General features: G+C 48.1%; 17 protein-coding genes and 1 pseudogene. 15 read left to right on the top strand and 3 right to left on the bottom strand.

Annotated features, from left to right (window positions below):
- Nucleotides 1–340: 340 nt before the first annotated feature.
- On the top strand, nucleotides 341–622 hold the full coding sequence (locus tag COHPA_RS23235; protein WP_027085823.1) for a hypothetical protein: 282 nt from the start codon (nucleotides 341–343) through the stop codon (nucleotides 620–622).
- A 95-nt stretch (nucleotides 623–717) separates the two neighbouring features.
- Here the strand turns inward: COHPA_RS23235 and COHPA_RS0108865 are convergent, their stop codons facing one another.
- Nucleotides 718–933, bottom strand: a complete 216-nt coding sequence (locus COHPA_RS0108865) for a helix-turn-helix domain-containing protein (RefSeq protein ID WP_027085822.1) — start codon at nucleotides 931–933, stop codon at nucleotides 718–720.
- 204 nt (nucleotides 934–1137) lie between these two features.
- Between COHPA_RS0108865 and COHPA_RS26445 the strand changes: the two genes are divergently transcribed.
- Together COHPA_RS26445 and COHPA_RS26075 are read left to right on the top strand one after the other, a co-directional pair.
- Complete coding sequence (locus COHPA_RS26445) at nucleotides 1138–1383, top strand: stalk domain-containing protein (RefSeq protein WP_156926626.1); 246 nt, start codon at nucleotides 1138–1140, stop codon at nucleotides 1381–1383.
- Nucleotides 1374–1598, top strand: a pseudogene (locus tag COHPA_RS26075) (group II intron reverse transcriptase/maturase); the annotation flags it as partial. The gene COHPA_RS26445 and the pseudogene COHPA_RS26075, both read left to right, overlap by 10 nt.
- Nucleotides 1599–1827: 229 nt before the next feature.
- On the opposite strand, the gene COHPA_RS0108850 reads toward COHPA_RS26075, so the two are convergent.
- Nucleotides 1828–2163: a helix-turn-helix domain-containing protein gene (locus COHPA_RS0108850; RefSeq protein ID WP_027085819.1), complete on the bottom strand. Its 336-nt coding sequence runs from the start codon at nucleotides 2161–2163 to the stop codon at nucleotides 1828–1830.
- A gap of 227 nt (nucleotides 2164–2390) precedes the next feature.
- Between COHPA_RS0108850 and COHPA_RS0108845 the strand changes: the two genes are divergently transcribed.
- The 8 genes from COHPA_RS0108845 (at nucleotide 2391) to COHPA_RS0108810 (ending at nucleotide 10653) form a co-directional block, all read left to right on the top strand.
- Complete coding sequence (locus tag COHPA_RS0108845; RefSeq protein WP_027085818.1) at nucleotides 2391–2735, top strand: LytTR family transcriptional regulator DNA-binding domain-containing protein; 345 nt, start codon at nucleotides 2391–2393, stop codon at nucleotides 2733–2735.
- 348 nt (nucleotides 2736–3083) lie between these two features.
- The gene (locus COHPA_RS0108840) at nucleotides 3084–4193 is read left to right on the top strand and encodes a substrate-binding domain-containing protein (protein ID WP_027085817.1); all 1110 of its coding nucleotides are present in this window, start codon (nucleotides 3084–3086) and stop codon (nucleotides 4191–4193) included.
- Nucleotides 4194–4340: 147 nt separating this feature from the next.
- Complete coding sequence (locus tag COHPA_RS24305) at nucleotides 4341–5669, top strand: ABC transporter substrate-binding protein (RefSeq protein WP_027085816.1); 1329 nt, start codon at nucleotides 4341–4343, stop codon at nucleotides 5667–5669.
- A 158-nt stretch (nucleotides 5670–5827) separates the two neighbouring features.
- On the top strand, nucleotides 5828–6748 hold the full coding sequence (locus COHPA_RS0108830; protein WP_069202095.1) for a carbohydrate ABC transporter permease: 921 nt from the start codon (nucleotides 5828–5830) through the stop codon (nucleotides 6746–6748).
- A gap of 21 nt (nucleotides 6749–6769) precedes the next feature.
- Nucleotides 6770–7621 (top strand): carbohydrate ABC transporter permease, encoded by an 852-nt coding sequence (locus tag COHPA_RS0108825; RefSeq protein WP_027085814.1) that lies wholly within the window; start codon nucleotides 6770–6772, stop codon nucleotides 7619–7621.
- Nucleotides 7622–7670: 49 nt separating this feature from the next.
- Nucleotides 7671–8792, top strand: a complete 1122-nt coding sequence (locus COHPA_RS0108820) for an amidohydrolase family protein (protein ID WP_027085813.1) — start codon at nucleotides 7671–7673, stop codon at nucleotides 8790–8792.
- Nucleotides 8789–9184 (top strand): Rieske (2Fe-2S) protein, encoded by a 396-nt coding sequence (locus tag COHPA_RS0108815; protein ID WP_027085812.1) that lies wholly within the window; start codon nucleotides 8789–8791, stop codon nucleotides 9182–9184. Before COHPA_RS0108820 ends, COHPA_RS0108815 begins: the two co-directional genes overlap by 4 nt.
- 551 nt (nucleotides 9185–9735) lie before the next feature.
- On the top strand, nucleotides 9736–10653 hold the full coding sequence (locus tag COHPA_RS0108810; protein WP_027085811.1) for a TylF/MycF/NovP-related O-methyltransferase: 918 nt from the start codon (nucleotides 9736–9738) through the stop codon (nucleotides 10651–10653).
- A 279-nt stretch (nucleotides 10654–10932) separates the two neighbouring features.
- Here the strand turns inward: COHPA_RS0108810 and COHPA_RS25525 are convergent, their stop codons facing one another.
- Complete coding sequence (locus COHPA_RS25525; protein WP_156926624.1) at nucleotides 10933–11097, bottom strand: hypothetical protein; 165 nt, start codon at nucleotides 11095–11097, stop codon at nucleotides 10933–10935.
- Between the two features lie 205 nt (nucleotides 11098–11302).
- Here COHPA_RS25525 and COHPA_RS25520 point away from each other — a divergent pair, with 205 nt between their 5' ends.
- The 4 genes from COHPA_RS25520 (at nucleotide 11303) to COHPA_RS0108785 (ending at nucleotide 22664) form a co-directional block, all read left to right on the top strand.
- Complete coding sequence (locus COHPA_RS25520; protein ID WP_156926623.1) at nucleotides 11303–11443, top strand: hypothetical protein; 141 nt, start codon at nucleotides 11303–11305, stop codon at nucleotides 11441–11443.
- Between the two features lie 70 nt (nucleotides 11444–11513).
- A complete protein-coding gene (locus COHPA_RS0108795; RefSeq protein WP_035119405.1) occupies nucleotides 11514–12278 on the top strand; it encodes a peptidylprolyl isomerase in 765 nt (254 codons plus the stop codon).
- Between the two features lie 27 nt (nucleotides 12279–12305).
- Nucleotides 12306–15347 carry a peptidase domain-containing ABC transporter gene (locus COHPA_RS23225; protein WP_027085809.1) on the top strand — a complete coding sequence of 1014 codons (3042 nt, stop codon included), beginning with the start codon at nucleotides 12306–12308 and terminating at the stop codon, nucleotides 15345–15347.
- Between the two features lie 207 nt (nucleotides 15348–15554).
- Nucleotides 15555–22664 carry an S-layer homology domain-containing protein gene (locus COHPA_RS0108785; protein ID WP_027085808.1) on the top strand — a complete coding sequence of 2370 codons (7110 nt, stop codon included), beginning with the start codon at nucleotides 15555–15557 and terminating at the stop codon, nucleotides 22662–22664.
- Nucleotides 22665–22775 lie beyond the last annotated feature (111 nt).

Here is a 22775-nt window from a genome sequence, read left to right as displayed (position 1 = left end):
TGTCGCTGATGGGTTGATCATACGCAGTACGGTTGATTATCAAAATCACTGGGTAACGTTATGTCTGTAATGCGGTTTTTGGCGCGACTATGTCCTGCACGTTTAATTTTAAGCTTTTCTTCCCCGCCCGTATCCCGTTCACGAAAATCGGGGTGCGGGCGGAACTTTCGCCGCATGTGATAACTTGTCCCTATGCTTAAAGCTTGGTCGGCAGTTAAATTCTCAGCAGAATTCTAAGGCGCTGGCTTACCTATATCCTCCCGTTTTCCTACTTGCACAAAGAACGCGCTCAAGGTAACATGCAGCAAACGCTTACTGGGGAGGGATTACCGTGTAGAAAATGCCTTATCCGGCATGGATGCATATTGCGTTCGACGGACATTTTATCGAGCGAACGATAGATGCCGCGAACTTATCGGAGACCGGAACTCTTCGCCAAAGACAAAAGGAAGTTGAAGAGCATTTGAAGCGAGAATTGACGGTTGCGGATTTCCAACTGATTTTAGAGTGGGTGGAAATCATGAACTATCGCGCAACAATCGAGAAAGAGTGGTTTTACTATTCAGGGATTAAGGATGGTTTGTCCATCTGGAAGCACTTACTGAATCATATGCCGGATTGATTCCGACTGATATGAAGCCACCGCGAACAGTAAAGAAGCGCATCGTTCATGATACGTTTCTTTACTGTTCGGTATTGGCCGGATCATCTCCAAATTTATTCAGGCTTCCGCCGATCTTTCCACTCTTCGATCTCACGAGGATCAACATCCAATAGCTCGCAGATATGCAGCGCAATGTTGACGGTTGGAGATATAATGCCTTGCTCAATATATTGGTAATGCTTCAGCGAGATATTAATGGCGCGGCAAACCTGCTCTTGGGTCAGGCCTTTATCGTTTCTTGCTTCACTCAGTTTTTTGATGGGAAACACGCTCCTTCCTGTGCTTCCTTCATCCTAGACAATTGGTGAAAATAATCCTCGTATTATACTTGGCGAAGTATAATACCCATTGTACAATTGATACCAATATCTACATATTTTTAGCACATAGGGAGGCTTTTCGTATGGGTATAGGACAGATTCACAGAAAGGTTATTACAACCGCATTAGCAGGTTCGTTAATCTTCACAGGGGGTGGGAAACGTGGTGTACGCAGAAAGCGGGTTTCCGGTAGTTAAATCAAAGCCGAGTGTCTTTTCGGCATCATCGGGGGATGTTACGATCTTCATCGATGGCATCAAGCAGTCTTATTCACAACCGCTCGTCGTTGCGAATGGAAGCACCTTAGTTCCGCTTAGGGGCATATTTGAAGCGCTTGGCGCAAACGTGATCCGGGATGGCGAGAATCTAGATGGTAGTATTGTTATCCACTGCAAGTGATGAACCCGACTTGACGCAGAATCTTTTTTTCATAGACACGGCTTCCGGCCAGGTAAGCGAGCGCACGATGCGGTGAAAGAAGCCAAAAGTTACATGGACTTGGAGAAATTTTTGACCGGGTGAACCACGACATGCTCATGGCAAGGGTAGCGCGAAAGGTGCATGACAAGCATGTGCTTATACTCATCCGAGGCTACCTGAATGCCGGGGTGATGGAAAACGAAGTATGTTCGCAGTGGGTTAAGGCGCGTGGAACGGCAATTAATAAAAGATCCTTTCAGTGGATTACACCGAAAGGACTTGTTGATTTTATGAATTTCTACTGGTTGTATCTATTAATTTTGTATTCTTTTTTATATTCCAGTACCATACTCAATCATCAGTATTTAAGAATGTTCAAATTTGCTTGTAGAGAAATGATAAATGCGGTTGGAAAATGTGCCACTATTGAATCGCAGTAAGGAATAACTTCAACAGGGCATATGCATCCTTGCGTTGTTTCTCAGTACATTGTTCTAGGGCTGCGATGATCAGCTCTGTTTCATCATGGGGCTTGGTTTGGTCCGAGGTGCCCAATAAAAGATGATTTGGAGACATCTTTAATAAAGAACAGATACTCAGCATGGTCTCAATGGACATGCCAGTTTGTCCACGTTCAATATCGGCGCAAAACTTGGGTACTCGGCCGATTCTTTCTGCAAACTCTTCTTGGGAGATGTTCAATGCCTTACGTCTTGTCCGAATACGTTCCCCAACGGCTTTCTTATCATAATCACTCATAGCAATTCCCTTTCGTTGGAATTGGGTATTTAGTTATTATTATGTGGGAGTTACATATTGACTTTAATGAGTTTTAAGACTACTATTTTAAGTAGTTTTAAGAGTACTATTGTGCCCCAAAATAAGTAAGAATATGAGATTGATTCCGCGGAACATGACGAAGATTCACGGCGGTCCGGCTGAATACATTTCTTTAGACGAATAAGCCTCCCAATAGGAGCATGAACATGCGAATTCTCGTTAAAGATACACTTGGACATATTCAATGGCTTCAAGTTTCAGAGGAAACGGATTATGTACAAATTAATTCGAGCGGAGAAATTCTATTCTATACAGAGTTTGGGGTATTTTCGTTGATTCGAAGGATTGGTGAATGGGCTTCCTTACTTGAAGCTGAAGGTTTTCTACGTGTGGATCGTGGAACCATCATAAATCTAAAAAAGGCTTGGCTATTCGATCCTGAATTTCGAGTACTGAGATTGCATTCGGTTCAAAGTAAGGTTCATATTCCAATTGCAGAGAGGTCGCTAGTTAACCTGAAAGAGGCGATGAGGAGAAAGGGAAATTGTTAATTCATATATGATGACGAGGTAAAGAGCTACTTGAAAAAGTGGGTAAATCGCGTGAGGAATGGAAGATAAAATGCCGATCTATTCGTGCAGAAAAGACACTATTAAATATAGATCTAAATTAAGCTTAACCGATTCTCTTACTATAAACTGGAGAGTCGGTTTTTTCATTTCTTTATAATCCAAGTGATTGCTCTTACCCGGGAAGGTCTCACAGACGTGAAGTAGGAAAAAAATCCGAAATTAAATAACGAACCCGAGTATAATGAAGGTACTGACACCTGTACATCTATTCGATAGTTCCAGACATCAAGATGCATTATACAACAGTGATGAAAGCAGGATAATGATATGACACATAAATATCTTCCCCTCTTTGTTGAACCAAGCTATTCTTCTTCCCCATGGTTCAAAGAAACGCTCGCAGGTATTGAAGATGAGGCAAGCCGTCATAAGATTGAAGTTAAAACCTTTATTGAGTCAATCGAACAAGTCGATATTCATGCACTCCCTAGTGTAGTGACCTTAGCCAGCAGATCAAGAAGTTACCTTAACGCGATGATAGATCATATGGAAAACCATTCGAAAAAGTCCATTTTGGCTGGGGTAGACTCCGGCTACTTTGGCGAAAATATAAGCAGTGCTACAGTGAGTAGGACGGCAGAAACGATCCGCCTAATCTCATATATGTATAGTTGTGGCAGGTCGAAAATTGCCTTGTTTGGTCTCGATCAAATTTCTAACAATGACATGGTCCGATATTCAGCAGTCTTTAATGCCGCGAGCAATTATGATTTTCATATCGAACCGGAAGATGTGTATTTCAACAACGGCAGCCTCAGTGAATGTTTCGACTTATTCATGGAACGATCTTCCCAGTATAACGCAGTTATTTGTCCCAATGATATTGTTGCTATTTGTTTCATGCAGTTTGCAAGGAATAAAGGCATTCGTGTTCCTGAGGATATATTTGTAGGCAGTTTTGGCAATTTTCACTGCAGCCGCCTTTGCAACCCCAGTCTAACTACATTTTCTATTGATTTTTATGAAATAGGCGTTCAGATTGTGAATTCTTGGATTTTCCTAATGGAGAATCCGCATATAGCTTCAATGAAAATTACTACGCCAAGCAAGCTTATTATCCGTGAAAGCACGGCTTCCTTAGAAGAGAACAATTATGTTCACCGGGTTTTCGAACAGCCAGCACAGGCTGATCGATATTATCAAGATCCTCTATTATCAAAAGCCTTCGACATTGAAAATTGTATGTCCCTTAGGGATGCACTGGACATGAAGATCATTAATGGAATCATGCAGCATAAAGTATACGAGCATATATCTGAAGAATTATTTATTTCTACTAGCGCCTTACGTTACCGGGTTTCAAAGATGTACCAAGATGCTCGTGTGGATAACAAAACTGAATTTATCAAGCTGCTAGAGCAATATCTTTTTTGGTAACTAGGAAATATAACACATAACTCTGTAAGGAACAAGACTAACTCTGATCTGAAATTGAAAGTTTTTTTAACATTGTTTACGAATGTACGGGTCGATATATTAGGTGTGACATTTATCACACTTATATAAAGAAAGGTCGGTTTATCAATGAAGAAAATAAAGGGAATTCAGTACATGCTAATCATTATGGCAATGGTCGTTATCATTGCAGGGTGCACAAGCAACTCAAACTCAAGTAATTCGAAGAATGGTGGTCAAGATGCGTCCACAGCTAAACCCTCCGAAACTACGTTGAGTTGGGCTTCATGGGCATTGGCAGAAGAGGCATTAAAGCCAACTTATCAGTCCATGCCAGACAGTTTTATGGAGAGCAATCCGGACATTAAGATCGAATCGAAGACCAATCCATATGCTCAATACCTTGACCAAATGTTGATTCAGGGAGCGGGCGGAATTACTCCAGATGTGGCACACATCAAAGCCGAATGGTTACCTCAGTTAATGGAGCTAAATATAATCAAACCCCTTGAACTGGACGAGGCGATGATTGCAGACTATAGTGAAACTTCCTTGAAAGCGGTTACAATAGATGGCAAAATCATGGCTGCCCCGTGGTTCAATAATACTTATGCCTTATTTTACAATAAAAATCTTTTGAAAAAAGCAGGGATCACCACTTTGCCGCAGAGCTGGTCCGAACTGATGGATGCCGCATATAAAATTTCGGCTCTTGGAAAAGATGATAGCGGTAACAAGATCTATGGCTTTGGAGTTCCTAACAGCGGTAATACAATTGGCGAAGGTTACAATATATTCCCACATCTTTGGGCACACGGCGGGGACTTCCTTGATGATCAAGGAAACATTGTAATAAACTCCAAAGAAAATATCGAAGCCTTCGCAGAATTACAAAAGCTGTTTACTGACAATATTTCTCCTAAGGGTGCAACGTTTAAAGATATGCGTAACTTATTTGGGCAAGGTGTTATCGGATTTTATTATGACTTAGAAGGAACTACAAAGAATTTTGTTGCAGCCAGCACCTTAGGAGAAGAGTTTAATAATCACTATGGAGCCATGGTTATTCCGGGGAAAGATACGCCTTACGGATCTGGATATACTGTGGATCACCTACTGGTAGCCTTTAACTCGGTCAAAGACACTGATGCTCTGAACAAATTTCTGGATCATATGACGGGTGAAAAATCAATTCAGATTCTTTACGATGCGGGTATGGGAAAGATGTCGTCACGTTCCTCTGCAATGGAGTCCGTCTTTGGCGATATAGATAATGAATTGACGAAAACCTTTGTAAAAGCTATGGAAACTTCCCGTTCATTGCCTACTTCAGATCTACAATTCCAAGAAGCGGATGATATTATATCTAAGGCCATTTCAGAATTAGCAATGGGTTCAGAAGTAACAGGTGTTGTAGAGAAACTGGATAAAGAACTTAAGAAGCTGTATGGACAATAACTTACGACACCTAAGTTCAGTGACAATCCGTATTTAACGAACACTATCCTCTCAAGTGAAATATGCATTTGAGAGAATAGTGCTTTGATAGCAAAGTAGACTCATTGAATTCTTAAGAGTATGATTTTTTGCTCAAAAGGGGGTTTAAATTGCGGGACATGAATAGCAAAACATCGCATACAAAGAAGAGAACATTCGCAATTTCTGACAATATTTTCTCTATATTATTAATATTACCTACCTTAATTGTATTGGGCATCGTTATTGCTTTACCTATGCTAAAAGGTATTTATGTTAGCTTTGCGGACTATAAAATAGGCAATTTGAATGATCCTGTATGGAATAATTTTGAGAACTATATTTCTTTATTTCGCGATGGAAAAATTTTGTTGTATTTCACTAATACAATCGTTTTTGTTGCATTAGTTGTATCGGTGCAGTTTGTTGCGGGTCTTGCTGTTGCTATGCTTCTCAACACTAGAATTAGGTGGCGAGGCGGTATTAGAGCCTTGCTTCTTATTCCTTGGACGATTCCATCAGTGGTAGTTGCCATCTTGTGGAGATGGTTAGTACATGAGCAGTACGGCTCATTAAACTATTTACTCTATAAGATAGGTATAACGGATACCATTAATGTCTCCTGGTTATTGAACCCTAACCTTGCATTGGCAGTCATCGTTTTAGCAGTCGTTTGGAAGCAATTGCCGTATATGATGGTCATGCTGTTAGCGGGTTTGCATTCAGTGGATCAATCGTTAATTGAAGCATCCAAAATTGATGGAGCCTCCTGGTACAACACACTGTTGTCTGTCACAATTCCTGCTATGAGGCCTGTTATCATGACTTCAATTTGGATAGCGGTCATGGCCAATTTCCAGATGTACACCATCATAAGCAATATAACCGGCGGTGGACCCAATGACGCAACTGCAACATTGTCCATAGCAGCCTATAAAACGGCATTCAGATCATTTGATTTTGGTACAGGCGCTGCCATTGGAGTTATCTGGTTGTTAATCTTAGCTTTCGCTACACTGATCAATAACAAAATTAGTGAAAAGTACAATAATGATTACTAGTAAGGGAATGAGGTTGAGATTATGACTTACAGTCAATCGCATAGCAATAAAATTATTGTGAAGATACTTAAGTATGGAGCAATCTTGGGGTTGATTGCTGTCTCACTCTTTCCCATTTACATTATGGTTATATCTTCATTAATGCCTAATGCATACATTTTCAGCTTTCCCCCCAAATTTATACCCGTACATGTGACCTTCGATAATTATTCGAAAATATTTATTAATCCAGAGTATTTGGCCTATTTCACAAATAGCTTTATCACTTCAACAGGTGCCACTCTCGTAACTTTACTGCTTTCTATTCCAGCCGGTTATTCTTTTTCGAGGTATGGTTTTTTTGGGAAGAGTTTTATGATGACAACCATTCTCTCTATTCAAATGTTTCCAATCGTAGTCATTCTAATATCTCTATATACGTTCTACTTAAAATGGGGGATGTTGAATACTTACGGCGGGTTGATTCTGGCTCATACTACCTTCTCTTTGCCTTTAGCAGTGCTATTGATGAAGTCATTCTTTGACACAATACCGCGATCCTTGGACGAAGCGGCAAAAATAGATGGCGCTGGAAGAGTTAGAACTATGGTTACAATATTGCTTCCTCTTACAAAGCCAGGTCTCGTCGCGGTTGGAATTTATACTTTTTTACATTCTTGGGATGACTTTGTTCTGGCTTTAGTCATTATGCAAGAGACAAGCATGAAAACACTTTCTGTAGGTATAGCCCAAAGCTTTCTAGGCGAATATGCCCATGACTACGGCGGTATGATGGCATTTGCCTTTGCGGGTTCTGTGCCAATTCTAATCTTATTCGCATTCTTCCAGAGATACATGGTTATGGGACTTACTGCAGGTGCAGTAAAAGGATAATACAGTAATACATGAATTTATAGTAAATATGATTTATGAGGTGATTGCGATGACACAGCAACAGCAAAGTACGAATGATCTGGACAGACCGAAACTCATCGATACGGATGTGCACAATACATTTGCAAGTCCAGCAGAATTGCTTCCCTATTTGCCCAAGGTTTGGCACGAACAATGGTTGAATAGCGAACTAATCGGTAATCCTTGGTATTCTTCGCTTGGCAGTGTGAACCGTAGGGATGCAGTGACACCCTCAGGGGGCCAGCCGGGTAGCGACCCGAAATATATGATCGAGCATCATCTGGATGCATTCGATATTGATTACGCTATTCTGACAGGGCACATTGTTATTAATTGTTCTCTGCATGTCGATCCCGACTACGGCAGTGCGATCGCTTCTGCCTATAATGACTATATGGTTGACCAGTGGTTGAAGGTGGATCCACGGTTTAAAGGATCGCTCGTCATTAATTTCTCAGACCCCGAAGCAGCGGTAAAGGAGATTCAGAGGCTGGGGGGGCATCCGAACATTGTTCAGGTCATTATGTGTAGCGGTGCAAGAATACCATTCGGACAGCGACATTATCATCGAATCTACGAGGCGGCGGAGCAAATGAATTTACCAGTCGCCATTCATCCTGGCTCTGAGGGTAAAGGACTTGCCTATCCGCCCACACCATCCGGCTATCCGACCCGATACATGGAATGGCATAATATCCTACCGATCAATTATATGGCGCATATCAACAGCCTGGTTTGCGAAGGCGTGTTTGAAAAGTTCCCTAAGTTGAAGTTTGTTGCGATTGAAGGAGGCATTGCCTGGTTGCCACATCTCATGTGGCGGATGGATAAAAATTATAAGGCACTTCGGGATTCAACGCCCTGGCTAAAGCGCCTGCCATCGGAATATATTCTTGAGCATATCCGGTTAACGACGCAGCCGATCGAAGAGCCAGCGAACCATAAGCAATTGGTGGAAATTTTTAATATGATTGACGCGGGTAAAACAGTGATGTTTGCTTCCGATTATCCGCATTGGGACTTCGACAATCCGAAGCTGGCTTTAGCCAAAATTCCGAAAGAAATGCGAGTGCGTATTCAATCGGAGAACGCGATCGAATTGTACGGCCTCCAACAGAAAGCAAAGCATGAAGGGGGCGGCTTGGAATGAGCAGGCATCGAGTAGCTGGCGTGGACGAGATTAAGGCTGGCGAACGCAAACTAGTGAAGGTCAACGGGATGGAATTCGGCATTTTTAATGTGGGTGGACAATATCATGCTTATCGCAATGTGTGTCCACATGCTGGAGCGGACGTATGTGTCGGTACCATCTGCGGAACGCTGCTACCGACACCTGTCTACGAATATTCCTATGGCAGAGAGAATGAAATATTGCGCTGCCCATGGCACGGTTGGGAATTTGACTTGAAGACAGGCGAGCATCTGGTGGATCCTGATATGAGGCTCAGAAGCGGAAAACTAGAATCAATCAGCGACAGCAGTGAGAATCTAGAGCGTGGTGAGTTGGAAACCGATGAAGATGGGATTTTTCTAATTCTCTGACAATAGCGGGTGGTGGACACAAATGACCGTTAGAGTTGGTTTATTCTATTTTCGATTTTCTGACAATTGATATGTGCGATACTGTCGTTGCCCATTATGGATAATCAATAGATTCATAACGCGCTACACTCAGCACTCCATACATGTGGAGTGCTGTTCACTGTTAATTTGGAACGGAACGAATGAATGAGATGTTTTCAAGAACTACGACAAATTCAATGCACGAGATAAAGACAGTGCGTATCAGTGACCCTCAGTTACATATACAGCCTGTTGTTGATGTAAAATTGATGTATAACATCAACAGAAGCCATCGGAATGCAGCCAGATAGATCGGAGGTCAATTGGAAAAAACCGCGTCAAATCAAGGTTTCTACGGGTTACAACAGACTGAAACCGAAGCAGGTTTGAATCCGCATTCAGGGCATGTGGAGTGCGTGGTCTTAATGCAATATGTAAATACTTATGAATAGTTAAGATAATTGACATTGTGCCTTTAGAAACAGATAATTAATTGTGCTAAAGAAATATCATTTGAAGGAGAACATTTTATGAATATTATTGTTTTTGGTGCAGGAAGAAGTGGTAAACAATACTTGAAATATGCCGAGAAATATTTGTTGAATTACAATATTGTTGGCATTGTTGATAATAATAAGTCGGTTCAAGGCAATATTCTTTGCGGACATTTGATTTCCTCCACCGAAGAAATTAGCACAATACAATATGATTCAATTTTGATTACTATCGAAGACCTTGATATAATCGACGAAGTTAAAAAACAGTTAAAAAACTTATCGGTACCCGACGAAAAAATTGAAGTACTTGAATACAACCAAGAACTTAAAAGTGAAGTAATTACAAAAGTTAACATTTACGATGAAGATACATATCCTCGCACTCGTTGGCTTAAGGACTTTTCAAATTACATATATTCGAAGGAGATAAAAGGTAGTGTCGCCGAATGTGGCGTTTATAGGGGGTATTTTTCAGAATTTATTAATAAATATTTTTACGATAGGAAATTGTACCTTTTTGATACCTTTACTGGATTTGATCAAAAAGATATGGATGCGGAAAGAGCTCTTAATAATCCTCAGTATAATAACAGTAAATTTGCTAAAGGTATACCATTTAAACATACAAATGAAGAAATAGTATTAAACCGTATGCAGTTTAAACAAAATTGCATCTTAAAGAAGGGCTATTTTCCAGAATCCGCTTTCGATGTAGATGATTCGTTTTGTTTCGTTAATCTTGATATGGATTTATACGCTCCTATGCTTTCCGCATTGGAATTTTTTTGGGACAAGATGGTGAGCGGTGGTGTAATTTTACTGCATGATTATTTTCATCCAGAATTGCCTGGTGTTTCGAAGGCGGTTCATGATTTTGAAAATAAAATGAAAATTACTTGTCCGAAAATACCTATCGGAGACTTTTGCAGTTTGGCTATTATTAAGGTATAACCTTCTCTGTACTGAATGTACGTTAAACTCAAACCTCAAAACGAGATAACTCATTACACATGTGGAGTGCGTGATATGGATGGAAATTAGAAGTGAGCCGAAATAAACTGCTCCCTCCGTCAAATACACTTTTTTTAAGACGGACTCACATCTGCTGGGAACACCGCACCGAACCAACGTTGTTCCCAGTAGACGTGTTTTGCCTATACTTATATTCGGCTTAAGAATCGTGCCCTCCAAATGCGTTACTCACCGAGTGATGCCCCCAAAGCAAGCGAATCACTCCTCTACGAATACTTGAACGATATTATATTTTTGAAGCAAGTTCACTTTCGTCTCCGTCAATACCGTCCCCGATTTCATCAGAAGCACTCCTCTGTTGTCCAGAATGTCTTGTGCTACTTTTTTGCCGATTACCGCTTTCCCTAAAAACTGTTTTTCCATTATCAACGACCTCCGCATGTTTTTTCTCTTCCTTTCCATAGTTGGTGTTGCCCTTGATTGAACCCGATGTTACCTGGATTTGGTGAAAATATAGTGAAAGGCGCGCCTATTTCCTTATGCGGAGATGGGCTATTTGGTTTGTCCTTCTTTTATTATTCTTTTATTTGGCTTTGCTAGAGTAATCCTTAAGAAGGAGGTGATGACGATGGAAGAGCAAGTGAAGAAAACGGACGCGACCAAGGAGTCCGTCGAGACGAACAAGGCAGCCGAGATCAAGCTCGGCGATATGCCGAAGAAGCTGACCGAGGAAGAAGCGAAGAACGTGACCGGCGGCAGATTCATTTAACGAGGCAAGAAGCATGGCGCGGGAGCGGCTCCCGCGCTTTTATATAGCTATCCATAAAGGAGTATGCGCGATGTCACTCGATCAAGTCGTGGCTCTTCAAATCGATGGACGAAGCTACTCGTTAGCGGCCGTTCTGCGTTCCGCCGCCATTCGGGGAAGCTTCGGCGCGATTAACGATTACGTCTCGGATGCGCTTATCGCCTCATTCGCGGAAGATAACGGAATATCGGTTGGTCAGGAAGAGATCCAGGAGGCGGTCAACGATTGGAGAGTCGCGAATGGACTTTATCAGGCTTCCGAGTTGGCGAATTGGCTGACGGAGCGCGGGCTTTCGATGTCCGATGTTGCCGAATTCGCTCGGATGAAGGCGTTGGAGGAGCGAGTCCGCCATCATGTGGCGGCAGGTAAGGTCGATAGATACTTTACGGAGCATAGGTCACGTTTCGAGGCGGTTGCTCTCTCGCAGATCGTCGTGAACGAACGAGGGCTTGCACGCGAGCTGCGGTTTAAGACCATGGAGGGCGAACCATTCTATATGCTTGCCCGCGCTTATTCCATCGACGAATCGTCCAGGCTTGCCGGAGGGTTTATCGGCCGCAAGGAGCGACCGCAGTTGCCGAAGGCGATCGAAGCGCAGGCGTTCGGGGCGGTCTCCGGAACGATAGCCGGGCCACTCGAAATCGATAAGAAATTTTACGTGATCAAGGTCGAAGAGGTATACCCGGCGGAGTTGAACGGGGACATCAGGGCGAGAATCGAACGAATTTTCTTCGATGAATGGCTTGCCGCAAGGCGTATGGAAGCGAACGTGCGCAAGCCGGCGTTGTGGACATGAGAATAGGTTATAGGGGACTCGAAAGCAATGGAGACGAACAAGTATATCGGCTATGTGGAGCAGGTTCCTTTTTTCGGCGTGCTTAGTGTACACGAGAAGCAAATGCTGTCCAAGAATGCGCGGATGCTGGGGTTCTCGATCGGACAGACGATTCAGGAGAAGGACGACATCCCGCAATATTTGTATTGCGTCGTCTCGGGTGAGATCCGAATGATCGACGAACGGCCCGACGGATCGGAGAACAGCCTCGGCCTGTTGAAGGACGGGGACAGCTTTGGGTGGGAAGGCGACGATGAGCGGCCGGGCAATCCCGTCGTATACTCAGCGGCGGGAAACGCGCGATTGTTGGCCATTCCGATCGAAACGCTGCGCGAGCTGTTCGCGCATAATCCCGGGCTCAAACAACTGCTCGTTACCTACATGTCGTCCCGCGCCGTCACCATGTTCTTAAGGCGCACGGAACTCCTATCCATCGAAGATCATCAAGCGGTTCGGAAATTCCTAGAACGGATGACCGTGATTCAAGCGGAAAAGGGACAGTCGATTGTACGCCAAGGAGATGTGGGGGATGCGTTCTTTATCGTTCATACGGGACAGTGCGAGGTCGTCAATGAAGAAGACGGCACGGTCATCAACCGGCTCATCTCCGGCGACTTCTTCGGGGAGTTGGCATTGCTTACGGGAGCGAGGCGCAAGGCGACGGTCATAGCCTCAAGCGCCGCTCAGTTGTTCCGATTGAGCAAGAACGACTTCGATGCCATGATCGTACAACACCCGGCATTGCGGACGGCGATCGAAAGCATCGCTACCCATTACGTATCCGAATCTTCCAAATATGACGATGACGATGTGACGGGGGAGATTGCGGCGGCCTCCAGCCAAGCGGTCCGATGGGCGGAGATCGATCGGAAGCGCCCCTTTCGGTTCCGTTGGCGTAAATATCCGATACGCTTGCAGCAGAATGAGATGGATTGCGGACCCACCTGTCTTGCTATGGTGATGGCGTATTACGGTTCGCGAATTCCGATCAACCGAATTAGGGAGCAGACGGAGATGTCGCGCTCCGGCAGTACGTTGTACGGCTTGACGGAGACGGCGGAATCTCTGGGGCTGGCCGGGCAGGGCTTCACGACGCAGTTGGATGCTCTCTCCGAGATGAAGTTGCCCGCGATCGCGCACTGGAAGGGCGAACACTTCATCGTCGTTTACGAGGTGACGCCAAAGCATGTGATTGTCGGCGATCCCGCGTACGGCTTGGAGAAAAAAAGCAGGGCTGATTTCGAGGAAGGCTGGAGCGGCGCGATCTTGACGCTGACCCCGACGGATCGACTTGCGGCGAGCGAGCGCATGCGCAGCCCGATTTCTAGATTTCTCGCTTATGTGACCCCGAATCGCAAAGCATTGATATCCCTTCTGATCCTGTCGCTGCTCGTCCAATTGACCGCGCTTATGATTCCGATTGTTACGCAAGTCATCGTGGATAAGGTGCTTATCCAAGGACAGGGCGATCTTCTCCAGGTGTTGCTGGTCGGCATGCTTGCGTTATCCCTGTGTTATATCGTCTCCAATTCGTTCAGGAATTTCATAGCGGCTCGAATCGCTCTGAAGATAGACATCGGCATGTTGGGCGATTTCTACAGGCACTTGCTAAGCTTGCCCCTGTCTTTCTTCTTCGCTCGTACGATCGGCGACCTGACAAGCCGAGTGAGTGAAAATCAGAAGATCCGCAGAATGCTGACGACGGGGGCGGTCCAACTGATGCTCGACTCTCTGACGGTCGTCATTTACGGGACGCTCATGTTCGTCTATCATGCGAAGCTGTCGTCTATCGCGTTTGCCATCATTCCTTGTTATGCGGCGCTCGTGCTGCTGTTCTCTCCACTGATGCGCCGGAACAGCCGCAAGCAGTTCGAAGCGGAGGCGGAGTCGCAGACGACGATAGTCGAAGCAATCAAGCTGATCTCGACCGTTAAGGCGCTTGCTGCGGAACCTACGATCCGTTGGAAACTGATGGACAAGCTGCAGCTTTCGCTGAAACAGCGAATCAAAGCCATTCAACTGCTGGTAGCGTCGGAGACAATCGCGGATTTTATCAAAATGATCGGCAACGCCTTAGTGCTGTACGGGGGGGCCGTGTTCGTCATGCGCGGTCAACTGACGGTGGGACAATTCGTAGCGTTCCTGTCGATTTATTTTACGGTCACGCAATCGATTACCCAAATGTTGCAGATGCTTAACGATATGATGGAAGCGCGGGTCTCGATGGAGCGGATCGACGACGTATTCAGAGCAAATCCGGAAGAGCCGGAGCCGCAAAATAGGCGGAGATTGGCTGCGCTGAAAGGAAACGTTCAGTTTGACAACGTCTCGTTTCGGTTCAGCAAGGACGGTCCCGACATCTTGCGGCAGATCAATCTCCAGATCAAGCACGGACAGACGGTTGCGCTTGTCGGAAGGAGCGGAGCCGGCAAATCTACGTTCGCGAATTTGCTGACCAAGCTGTTTACGCCTTCTGGCGGGACGATTCGCGTCGACGGACATGACATCCGGCAGATTCATGCCGCTTCCTTGCGCCGCAAGATCGGAATCGTTCAACAAGAGAACCAGGTATTCCGCGCTACGATTCAAGACAATATCGCGATCCGATTTCCTTCTGCTACGTTGGAGGAAGTGGAGGAGGCCGCGAAGCTGGCGGGAGCCTACGATTTTATAGCCGCTTTGCCGCTCGGTTTCAAGACGATGATCGGAGAAGGCGGATTAAGCCTTTCCGGAGGGCAATTGCAACGAATCGCCATTGCGAGGGCGCTGCTTGGCGATCCGGGCATCGTGATTTTCGACGAGGCGACGAGCGCGTTGGATTCGGAGTCGGAGCGAATCATTCAGCAGAACATGGATAGGATGCTGAAGGGCCGCACCTGCTTGATCATTGCCCACCGTCTAAGCACGATACAGAAGGCGGATATGATCGTCGTATTGGATCGCGGAGCCGTTGTGGAGACCGGTTCCCATGCCGAGCTGATCGAAGCCAAAGGGCTTTATCATTACTTGGTCAGTCAGCAGTTAAGCTAATGAACGTTTAGTCTAATAACCCGCGAAGCTTGATGCTCCGCGGGTTTTAGACATTGTCCGACCATTCTTTCATTATTCTTTTAGCGAAGCTTTCTATAATAACATTGATAGTTTCTTGTCCAATATCGGCAATTAATCAATTCGGATAGGTGATCCTAGCAAAAGCCGTTTACGCTAGATTACTAGAACGAGAGGAGTTCGAATAGGATGTATGATAGGAACAGGAAGAGACGACGTACGGCATTAACCGGGATCGCGATCATGGCTTTAATAGCCGGTTTGTTCCCCTTCGGAACGCTGTCGGCGGCGGAGGCGGCATCGCCGGCGGAACCGGCATCCCGGATCGTTCTCAACGATATTCAGGGCCATTGGGCCGAGCAAGCGATCGAGAGTTGGGCCGATCTGGGATTGGCCCAGGGCCGCGACGACGGCAGCTTTCACCCGGAGCAAGAAGTGACCCGGGCAGAATTCATCGCTTTGGCCAACCGGATGTATGGCTATACGGAACGGGCTGCCGTCGACTACCTGGATGTCGCTGACGCATGGTACGCCACTGACGTAAGAATAGCGACTGCGGCCGGATATATTGCCGGGTATCAGGACCATACTTTTCGTCCGAATGAGCCGATCAGCCGGCAAGAGGCGGCGGTCGTGATCGCCAGATTACTTGGATTGGAACAGTCTGGAGAGAAGAGCGAATTGAAGTTTAACGACAAAGCGGCGATCCCCGCATGGAGCCGGGGGGCAATCGCAGCAGTCGTTGACCAAGGATACATGAAGGGTTACCCGGATGGAACGTTTCGCCCCGTTCAACCGATTACGCGGGCGGAAGCGATTGTCGCGCTGGATCAAACGGCTGCCATGAAGATCGCAGCGGCCGGTACTTACGGGCCGGATCGCCAAGTTAACACGATTCATGGCAATGTCATCATTACCTCTCCGGATGTCACTTTGCAGAATGTGCGGATTACGGGCAATCTGCTGCTTGCGCAATCCGTCGGAGAAGGAGATGTTACGTTGAATGGCATCACCGTAGAAGGCTCGACGGTCGTCAGCGGCGGAGGCGAACACAGCGTCCACGTGATCGATTCCCGATTATATCAAGTTATCGTCGACAAAAAAACGGGAAGCGTCCGGATTGTCGCCTCGGGATCGACGAATATCGATCGAACTTCGCTGAAAACCGGCGCTGCATTGGAGACGGATGAAGCAATCGGGTCGGGGTTCGGAGACGTTACCGTCGCGATTGACGAAACGACAGGCAACCCGGTCGTCAGTCTGAGCGGTAGGTTTACTTCCGTAATCGTCGATACGCCTAACGTTTCCGTTGAATTGCTTAACGGGTCGATCAACGAGCTTAAAGTAAACGGCAGCGCTGCGCGCACAAAATTGAGTTTGGCGGAAAACGCGAACGTGGACGCGTTGGTTCTCGATTCAAATACGGAAGTAACCGGCAATGGCAGCGTGAAATATGCGAAAGTCAACGTCAGCGGATCAACGTTCGACAGAATGCCGGATCGAGTGGAACCTGCACAGGGAGTTGTCATCGAAGTCAACGATCCGAGCGTGGGGACGGTACCCGCCGCGAGCGGCAATAACGGCGTCAGTAATGGCAACGGGAATACGGGAAACGGGAATGCGGGCAATGGAGGCGATACTGGCAATAACGGTAACGAGACGGTAAAACCTACCGTCGCTTCTGTTGCTAACGTGGCTGATATCGTAGTCGTTCACGGAACGACGCTGGCCGATTCTTTGTCCGCGCTGGCGAAGACGACCGCCATAACGGACAGCGACCACGCTTCGCATACTGTCAACCTGAGCTGGACGATTGCCGGTTACGACGGTAATCAAGCAGGCGCTTATACGGCAATCGGAACGTTTGCGTTGCCTGCGGAAGTAGCTCAGGCCAACCCGCCTGTTCCATTGAATGTTACGGCGATAGTGACGGTGAAGGCAGCGGTCGTTACGCCGGTCGAAGCAACGGTCGTAACCGTTACTTATGCGTCGGACATTGCAGTCGATTTCGCAACGACGTTGGACGTTGCGTTGTCTGCCTTGGATCAGACGGCTTCGGTGACGGACAGCGTTTATACGACGCATATCGTCCATCTGAACTGGACGATTGACCATTACGACGGCAATCAAGCAGGCGTTTATGCGGCGGTTGGAACGTTTGCATTGCCGAGCGGCGTCACCCAGGCGAATCCGCCAATTCCTTTGAGCGTGACGGCGAACGTAACGGTGAATGACCCCTACATCATATCCGTCGCCGATGTGGATGACCTTGCAGTCGATTACGGGACGTCGGAAGCGGACGCCGTCGCCGCGCTGACGAATACAACGACGATTACGGATAAAGCGGGTATGACGCATACCGTCAACCTGGATTGGATCATTGACGGTTACGATAGCGCTCAGGTTGGTGTTTATACGGCAACCGGAACGTTTATATTGCCGAGCGGCGTCACCCAGACAAATCCGCCGGTTCTATTGAACGTAACGGCGAACGTAACGGTGAATGACGCCTATATCGATTCCGTCGCAAGTGCAGCGGACATTGCAGTCGATTATGGGACAAGCATGGAGAACGCCTTGTCTGCCTTGGATCAGACGGCCACGGTGACGGACAACGCTCATGCGTCGCATATCGTCAATCTGGACTGGACGATCGACAATTACGACGGCAATCAACCAGGCGTATATACGGCGGTTGGAACGTTCGTATTGCCGAGCGGCGTCTCCCAGGCCAACCCGCCTATTCTATTGAGTTTGTCGGCGAACGTGACGGTGAATGACCCCCATATCGTATCCATCGCCGATGTGGCGGACCTTGCAGTGGATTACGGGACATCGGGCACAGACGCGATTGCCGCGCTGGCGGCGACAACCACGATAACGGACAACGCCGGAGCGACGCACGCCGTCAACCTGAATTGGGCAATTGACGATTATGACGGCGCTCAGGCAGGTACTTACATCGCAACCGGAGCGTTCAACCTGCCAAGCGGCATCATCCAGGCGAATCCGCCCGTTCAATTGAACGTGACCGCCAACGTAACGGTGAATGAGGCCTATATCGTATCCGTCGCCGATGTGGCGGACCTTGCAGTCGATTACGGGACATCGGACACAGACGCGATTGCCGCGCTGGCGGCGACAACCACGATAACGGACAACGTCGGAGCGACGCACACCGTCAACCTGAATTGGGCAATTGACGGTTACAATGGCGCACAAGCAAATACTTACGCCGCGATCGGAACGTTCATCTTGCCGAGCGGCGTCTCCCAGGGCAATCCGCCTATTCCATTGAGCGTGACGGCGAATGTAACGGTGAATGACCCCTATATCGTATCCGTCGCCGACGTAACGGACCTTGCAGTCGATTATGGGACATTGAAGACGGACGCCATCGCCCTGCTGGCGACGACAACGACGATGACGGATAACGCCGGAGCGACGCATGCCGTTAACCTGGATTGGACAATTGACGGTTACGACAACCATCAAGCAGGCGTTTATACGGCAACAGGAACATTCGCGTTGCCGGCGGACGTTGTTCAGGCCAATCCGCCTGTTCCGTTGAGCGTGACGGCGAATGTAACGGTGAATGATCCTAATCTCGTATCGATCGCCGGCGTAGCGGATATTGCAGTCGATTATGGGACGTCGGAACCGGACGCCATCGCCGCGCTGGCGACGACAACGACGATTACGGATAAAACCGGCGCGTCGCACACCGTTAACCTGGATTGGACCATTGACGGTTACGATGGCGCTCGGGCAGACATTTACGCCGCGACCGGAACATTCGTCCTGCCAAGCGGCGTCTCCCAGGCCAATCCGGCTGTTCCTTTGGAGGTCGATGCCAAGGTAACGGTCAAAGATTTCAACATTCTGTTCGCATTAACCAGCGGCGATGCTTCTGAAATCGTGATCGGTTTCGAAGCGCCGCTTGCCGCGCCGTCGTCGCCGGCTGGTCTAACCGTTATGGTGAACGGGGTTTCTAATCCGGTCGTTACGACAACGCTCGATGCCGATCCAAGCAAACTTCGCATCGGTTTGGCCGCTTCCGTTCCGTACGGTACGGTATTGGTCTCGTATGAACCGCCGGGACTGACAACCGCTGGCGGTTCCGCGCTTCCGGCCTTTAGCAATCTGGAAGTCCCAACGGCTGGCTCGCTTGCGGAACAACTGAGTATTGACGGAGAAACGTTGGATAGCATCATCGATACGTTGAAAACCGACGGCTTTTCGCCCGTTGTCGTTGTTCAGGCGCTCCAAACAAACGGATACAGCGCGGATGAGACGGCAGCCGCATTAAAGGCGGCGCAAATTTCCGTTGATTCTACGGCAGCCGGGTTGCTCTATGCGGGATATCCCGTCGCCAATGTAGCCGCAGCTTTGAAGCAGGTATATCTGGCAGATAGTATAACGGTGGCGGCCGCGGTGTTGCCGATGGCCGGCACCGCCGAAGAGCTTGTCGCCGCGCTTGCTTCGGCTGGCTTCACGCAACCATCGGAAATTGCCCAAGCGCTCTATGCTACGAATTTCGCCGCCGATCATACGGCCGCCGCGCTGTGGTCGCGCTTCTCAGGAACACCCGGCCAACTGGGATCGGCGTTGACCGGAGCGGGTTATCGCTTGTCCGATGCAGTGGCCGCGGTCCTCGGGTTGAATGGAGGCAACAATACGGTTGCCGTCGCTGCGGCGTGGCCGGGCGTATTCGGCGAGAGCGGCGCGCTCGCGCCTGTGGGCAATGCCGCCGCCAGCTTGCGCTTGGCCAATCTGACGGCTTCAGAGACGAACGCGCTACTGGTTACTCTGTACCCGACGACATACAAGACGGATCCGAACCTTCGCGCTTCGGCGTTGAAAGCGGGCGGATACGATGCGACAGACGTTGCGCGCCTTTTGGAAAGCGACTTCTATAAAAGGATACAACCAGGCTCGGATATCGCAATAACGAACGTGCTTAACGGGAACGGGTATAGCCCGCTTCTCATCGCGCAAGCTATTCAAACCGTGTTTGGATATGACGCCTCGGCGCTTGCAACGAACGTTTTGTCACAGATGGGCATTAATACGCTTGATACGCTTCAGATGCTCCAGCAAGCCGGATTCGGCGATATCGACGTCGCCAGGGCGGCGATAGCGCTAATGCCCGGTTCGATCAAACCCATTTCACCGTTCCTTCATCTATCCGGTTACACGGGTGAGCAGACGATCGCCATGCTGAAGTCGGGTCTTATTCAGGAGGGGAGCTTCACGGTGACCGGGGTGGCCGATACCCTATCTAGGGTTACGTTTATCGACGGCCAAGCCGAGGGCTATTACAGCACCGCCGAGATCGCGTCCGTTCTGCAAAAGGTTTTCGGCCAGAAGGCAGAGACGGTCGGTGTCGAAATTTTGAAATTGGGGAATGTTTACGATCTACAGGAAGTCGCGTTGGCCTTGCAAAGCCTGTATGCGATAGACGGATACGAATTTATTAAAATCCGTAACGCGTACCTCAATAATAAGTCGCTTACAACGAACTTAGCCGATAATAACAACCGTCCTTCGGGCGAATGGCGACTTCTTCTTATATTGAAGGATATCTTCGGGATGAACGCTACCGAAGCGTTAGCCGGGTTGCGCGACGCGGCCCGTACAGGTTCCGTAAGCACTGTAATGAGTAAAATCCAGATCATCTACGGTTCCATGACCGCCGCGCAAAAAATAGAAGCGATGACGCAAGCCGGGTTTAATCTTGCGGAGATTGCCGGCGTGATCGGTTCCGGCCAGACGCTGCCGGTTCTGGTCGGCTACCTCCACGATGCCGGTTATAGCGCCGAGGCGGTTGCGCAGTACCTGCTTGATGTCTCGAAGGTAAACGACGTGACAACCGCCGATAACCTGATGTCCGCCGGTTACGGCAGCTGCGTGAATCTTGAACCGATTATGATGGCTATGAAACAAGTCTATCAATCCGATGATGCAAGATTGCTTGAAGTATTTATGGGGTCCGGGCGGGACTGCACTTCGACGCAGGTAAGTACGGTGTTGGCGGCAATGGGCAGCTCCATCGACTTTCCGATATTCGCAGCCACGGACCTTTACAGCAGGGGTGAGCCGGCAACGCAGGCCGTGAGTTTGTTGCAGCAGGTATATGCAAAGAGCGATATTACGGAAATCGCGAACATTCTGAAGCAAGTCGGTTACAGTTCCCGCCACACGATGACAGCTATTCGCAGCACGATAGGTCTGTCGCCGTCGGACGCCAAGTCTATGCTGGCGAGCGTGTTCGGCATAACCGGAGATGTAGCGGTCACGCAGGCCATGAAGGAGATCGGTTATTCCGTTGCCGACATCGTCCCCTTGCTGGGTACAAGCGACCCGTTCGTGCTGAGGGGATACTTGCAAGCGGCGAATGTCCAAGCGATGGATGCTTTGATCCAACTGTACGGCCCCGAAGGCGTCCTGAATGATCCGTTGACTTTGTCCATTAATCTGAAGGCACTAGGCGTAGACCGCGTCCCGGCGACGGCGATTATGCACAATTACGGTTACACGCCGGCCGAGATCGGGTCGCTATTGTGGAGCAACGGATACGATTTGCCGGAAGTCGCAGCCGGCGTCAATCAGGCGCTTACGCCGGTCGCGAACGAATTTTGGATGACGACCATGGCGAAGGCGCTGAAACAAATGACAACCTGTACGGATGGCGTTCTCGCCGATCTGCCCGCCTGTTCCGCTGGAAACAGTACTTTCACGTACATGAATGTCATCGAGGCAATCGCGGCCAGTCTCGGCAACTATGCTCTGGACTGTAGCACAAGCGTTCCCCAATGCTCCATCGTGTTGGAGACGATGCGGAATGCAGGATATAGCGTTCCCACAGCCGCAGGCACGCTATATGCCGATTTCCATCTGTCGCTTCGCTCGCTAAGCGCATTGTTGCAAAATACTCATGGGTATACGACGCCCAAGGAAATTGCGGATCTCCTGAAGCAGGCTCCGTTCCATGCGAATGTGGCTCAAATCGCCGATGCGCTCCATCATACGACCTTCAGTATGGGGAACATCCATTTCGGACTGATCGATATAGCTGGGGGGGAGGTAGCCGCCTTTGGCGCTATGAAAGACGCCGGTTACAGCATCATTGAAATTACTAGAGCAATGGGGAGCTATACTATCGACCGCTCGCTTATCGTGAATAATTTGCAGGCGATAGGCTATGGTCATACAGAGGCGTTTAACGCAACGCTAGCCGTAAATCCGATCAGTGTCGAAGAGTGGATGGGAGCGATCACGGGCTCGGTCTTGTGGTAATGCATTGCTGGTGAAGTATCATACAGAGGATTGAGACTGCAGATTCGGAGCGATTTCGATATGCAGCGCGGAAGCACCTGATGTTGAAATCAGGTGCTTTTCGCTATGCTA

Origin of the sequence: Cohnella panacarvi Gsoil 349, assembly GCF_000515335.1 — a bacterium.
Classification (GTDB): Bacteria; Bacillota; Bacilli; order Paenibacillales; family Paenibacillaceae; genus Cohnella; species Cohnella panacarvi.
This window is presented reverse-complemented; position numbering and strand designations above follow the sequence as displayed.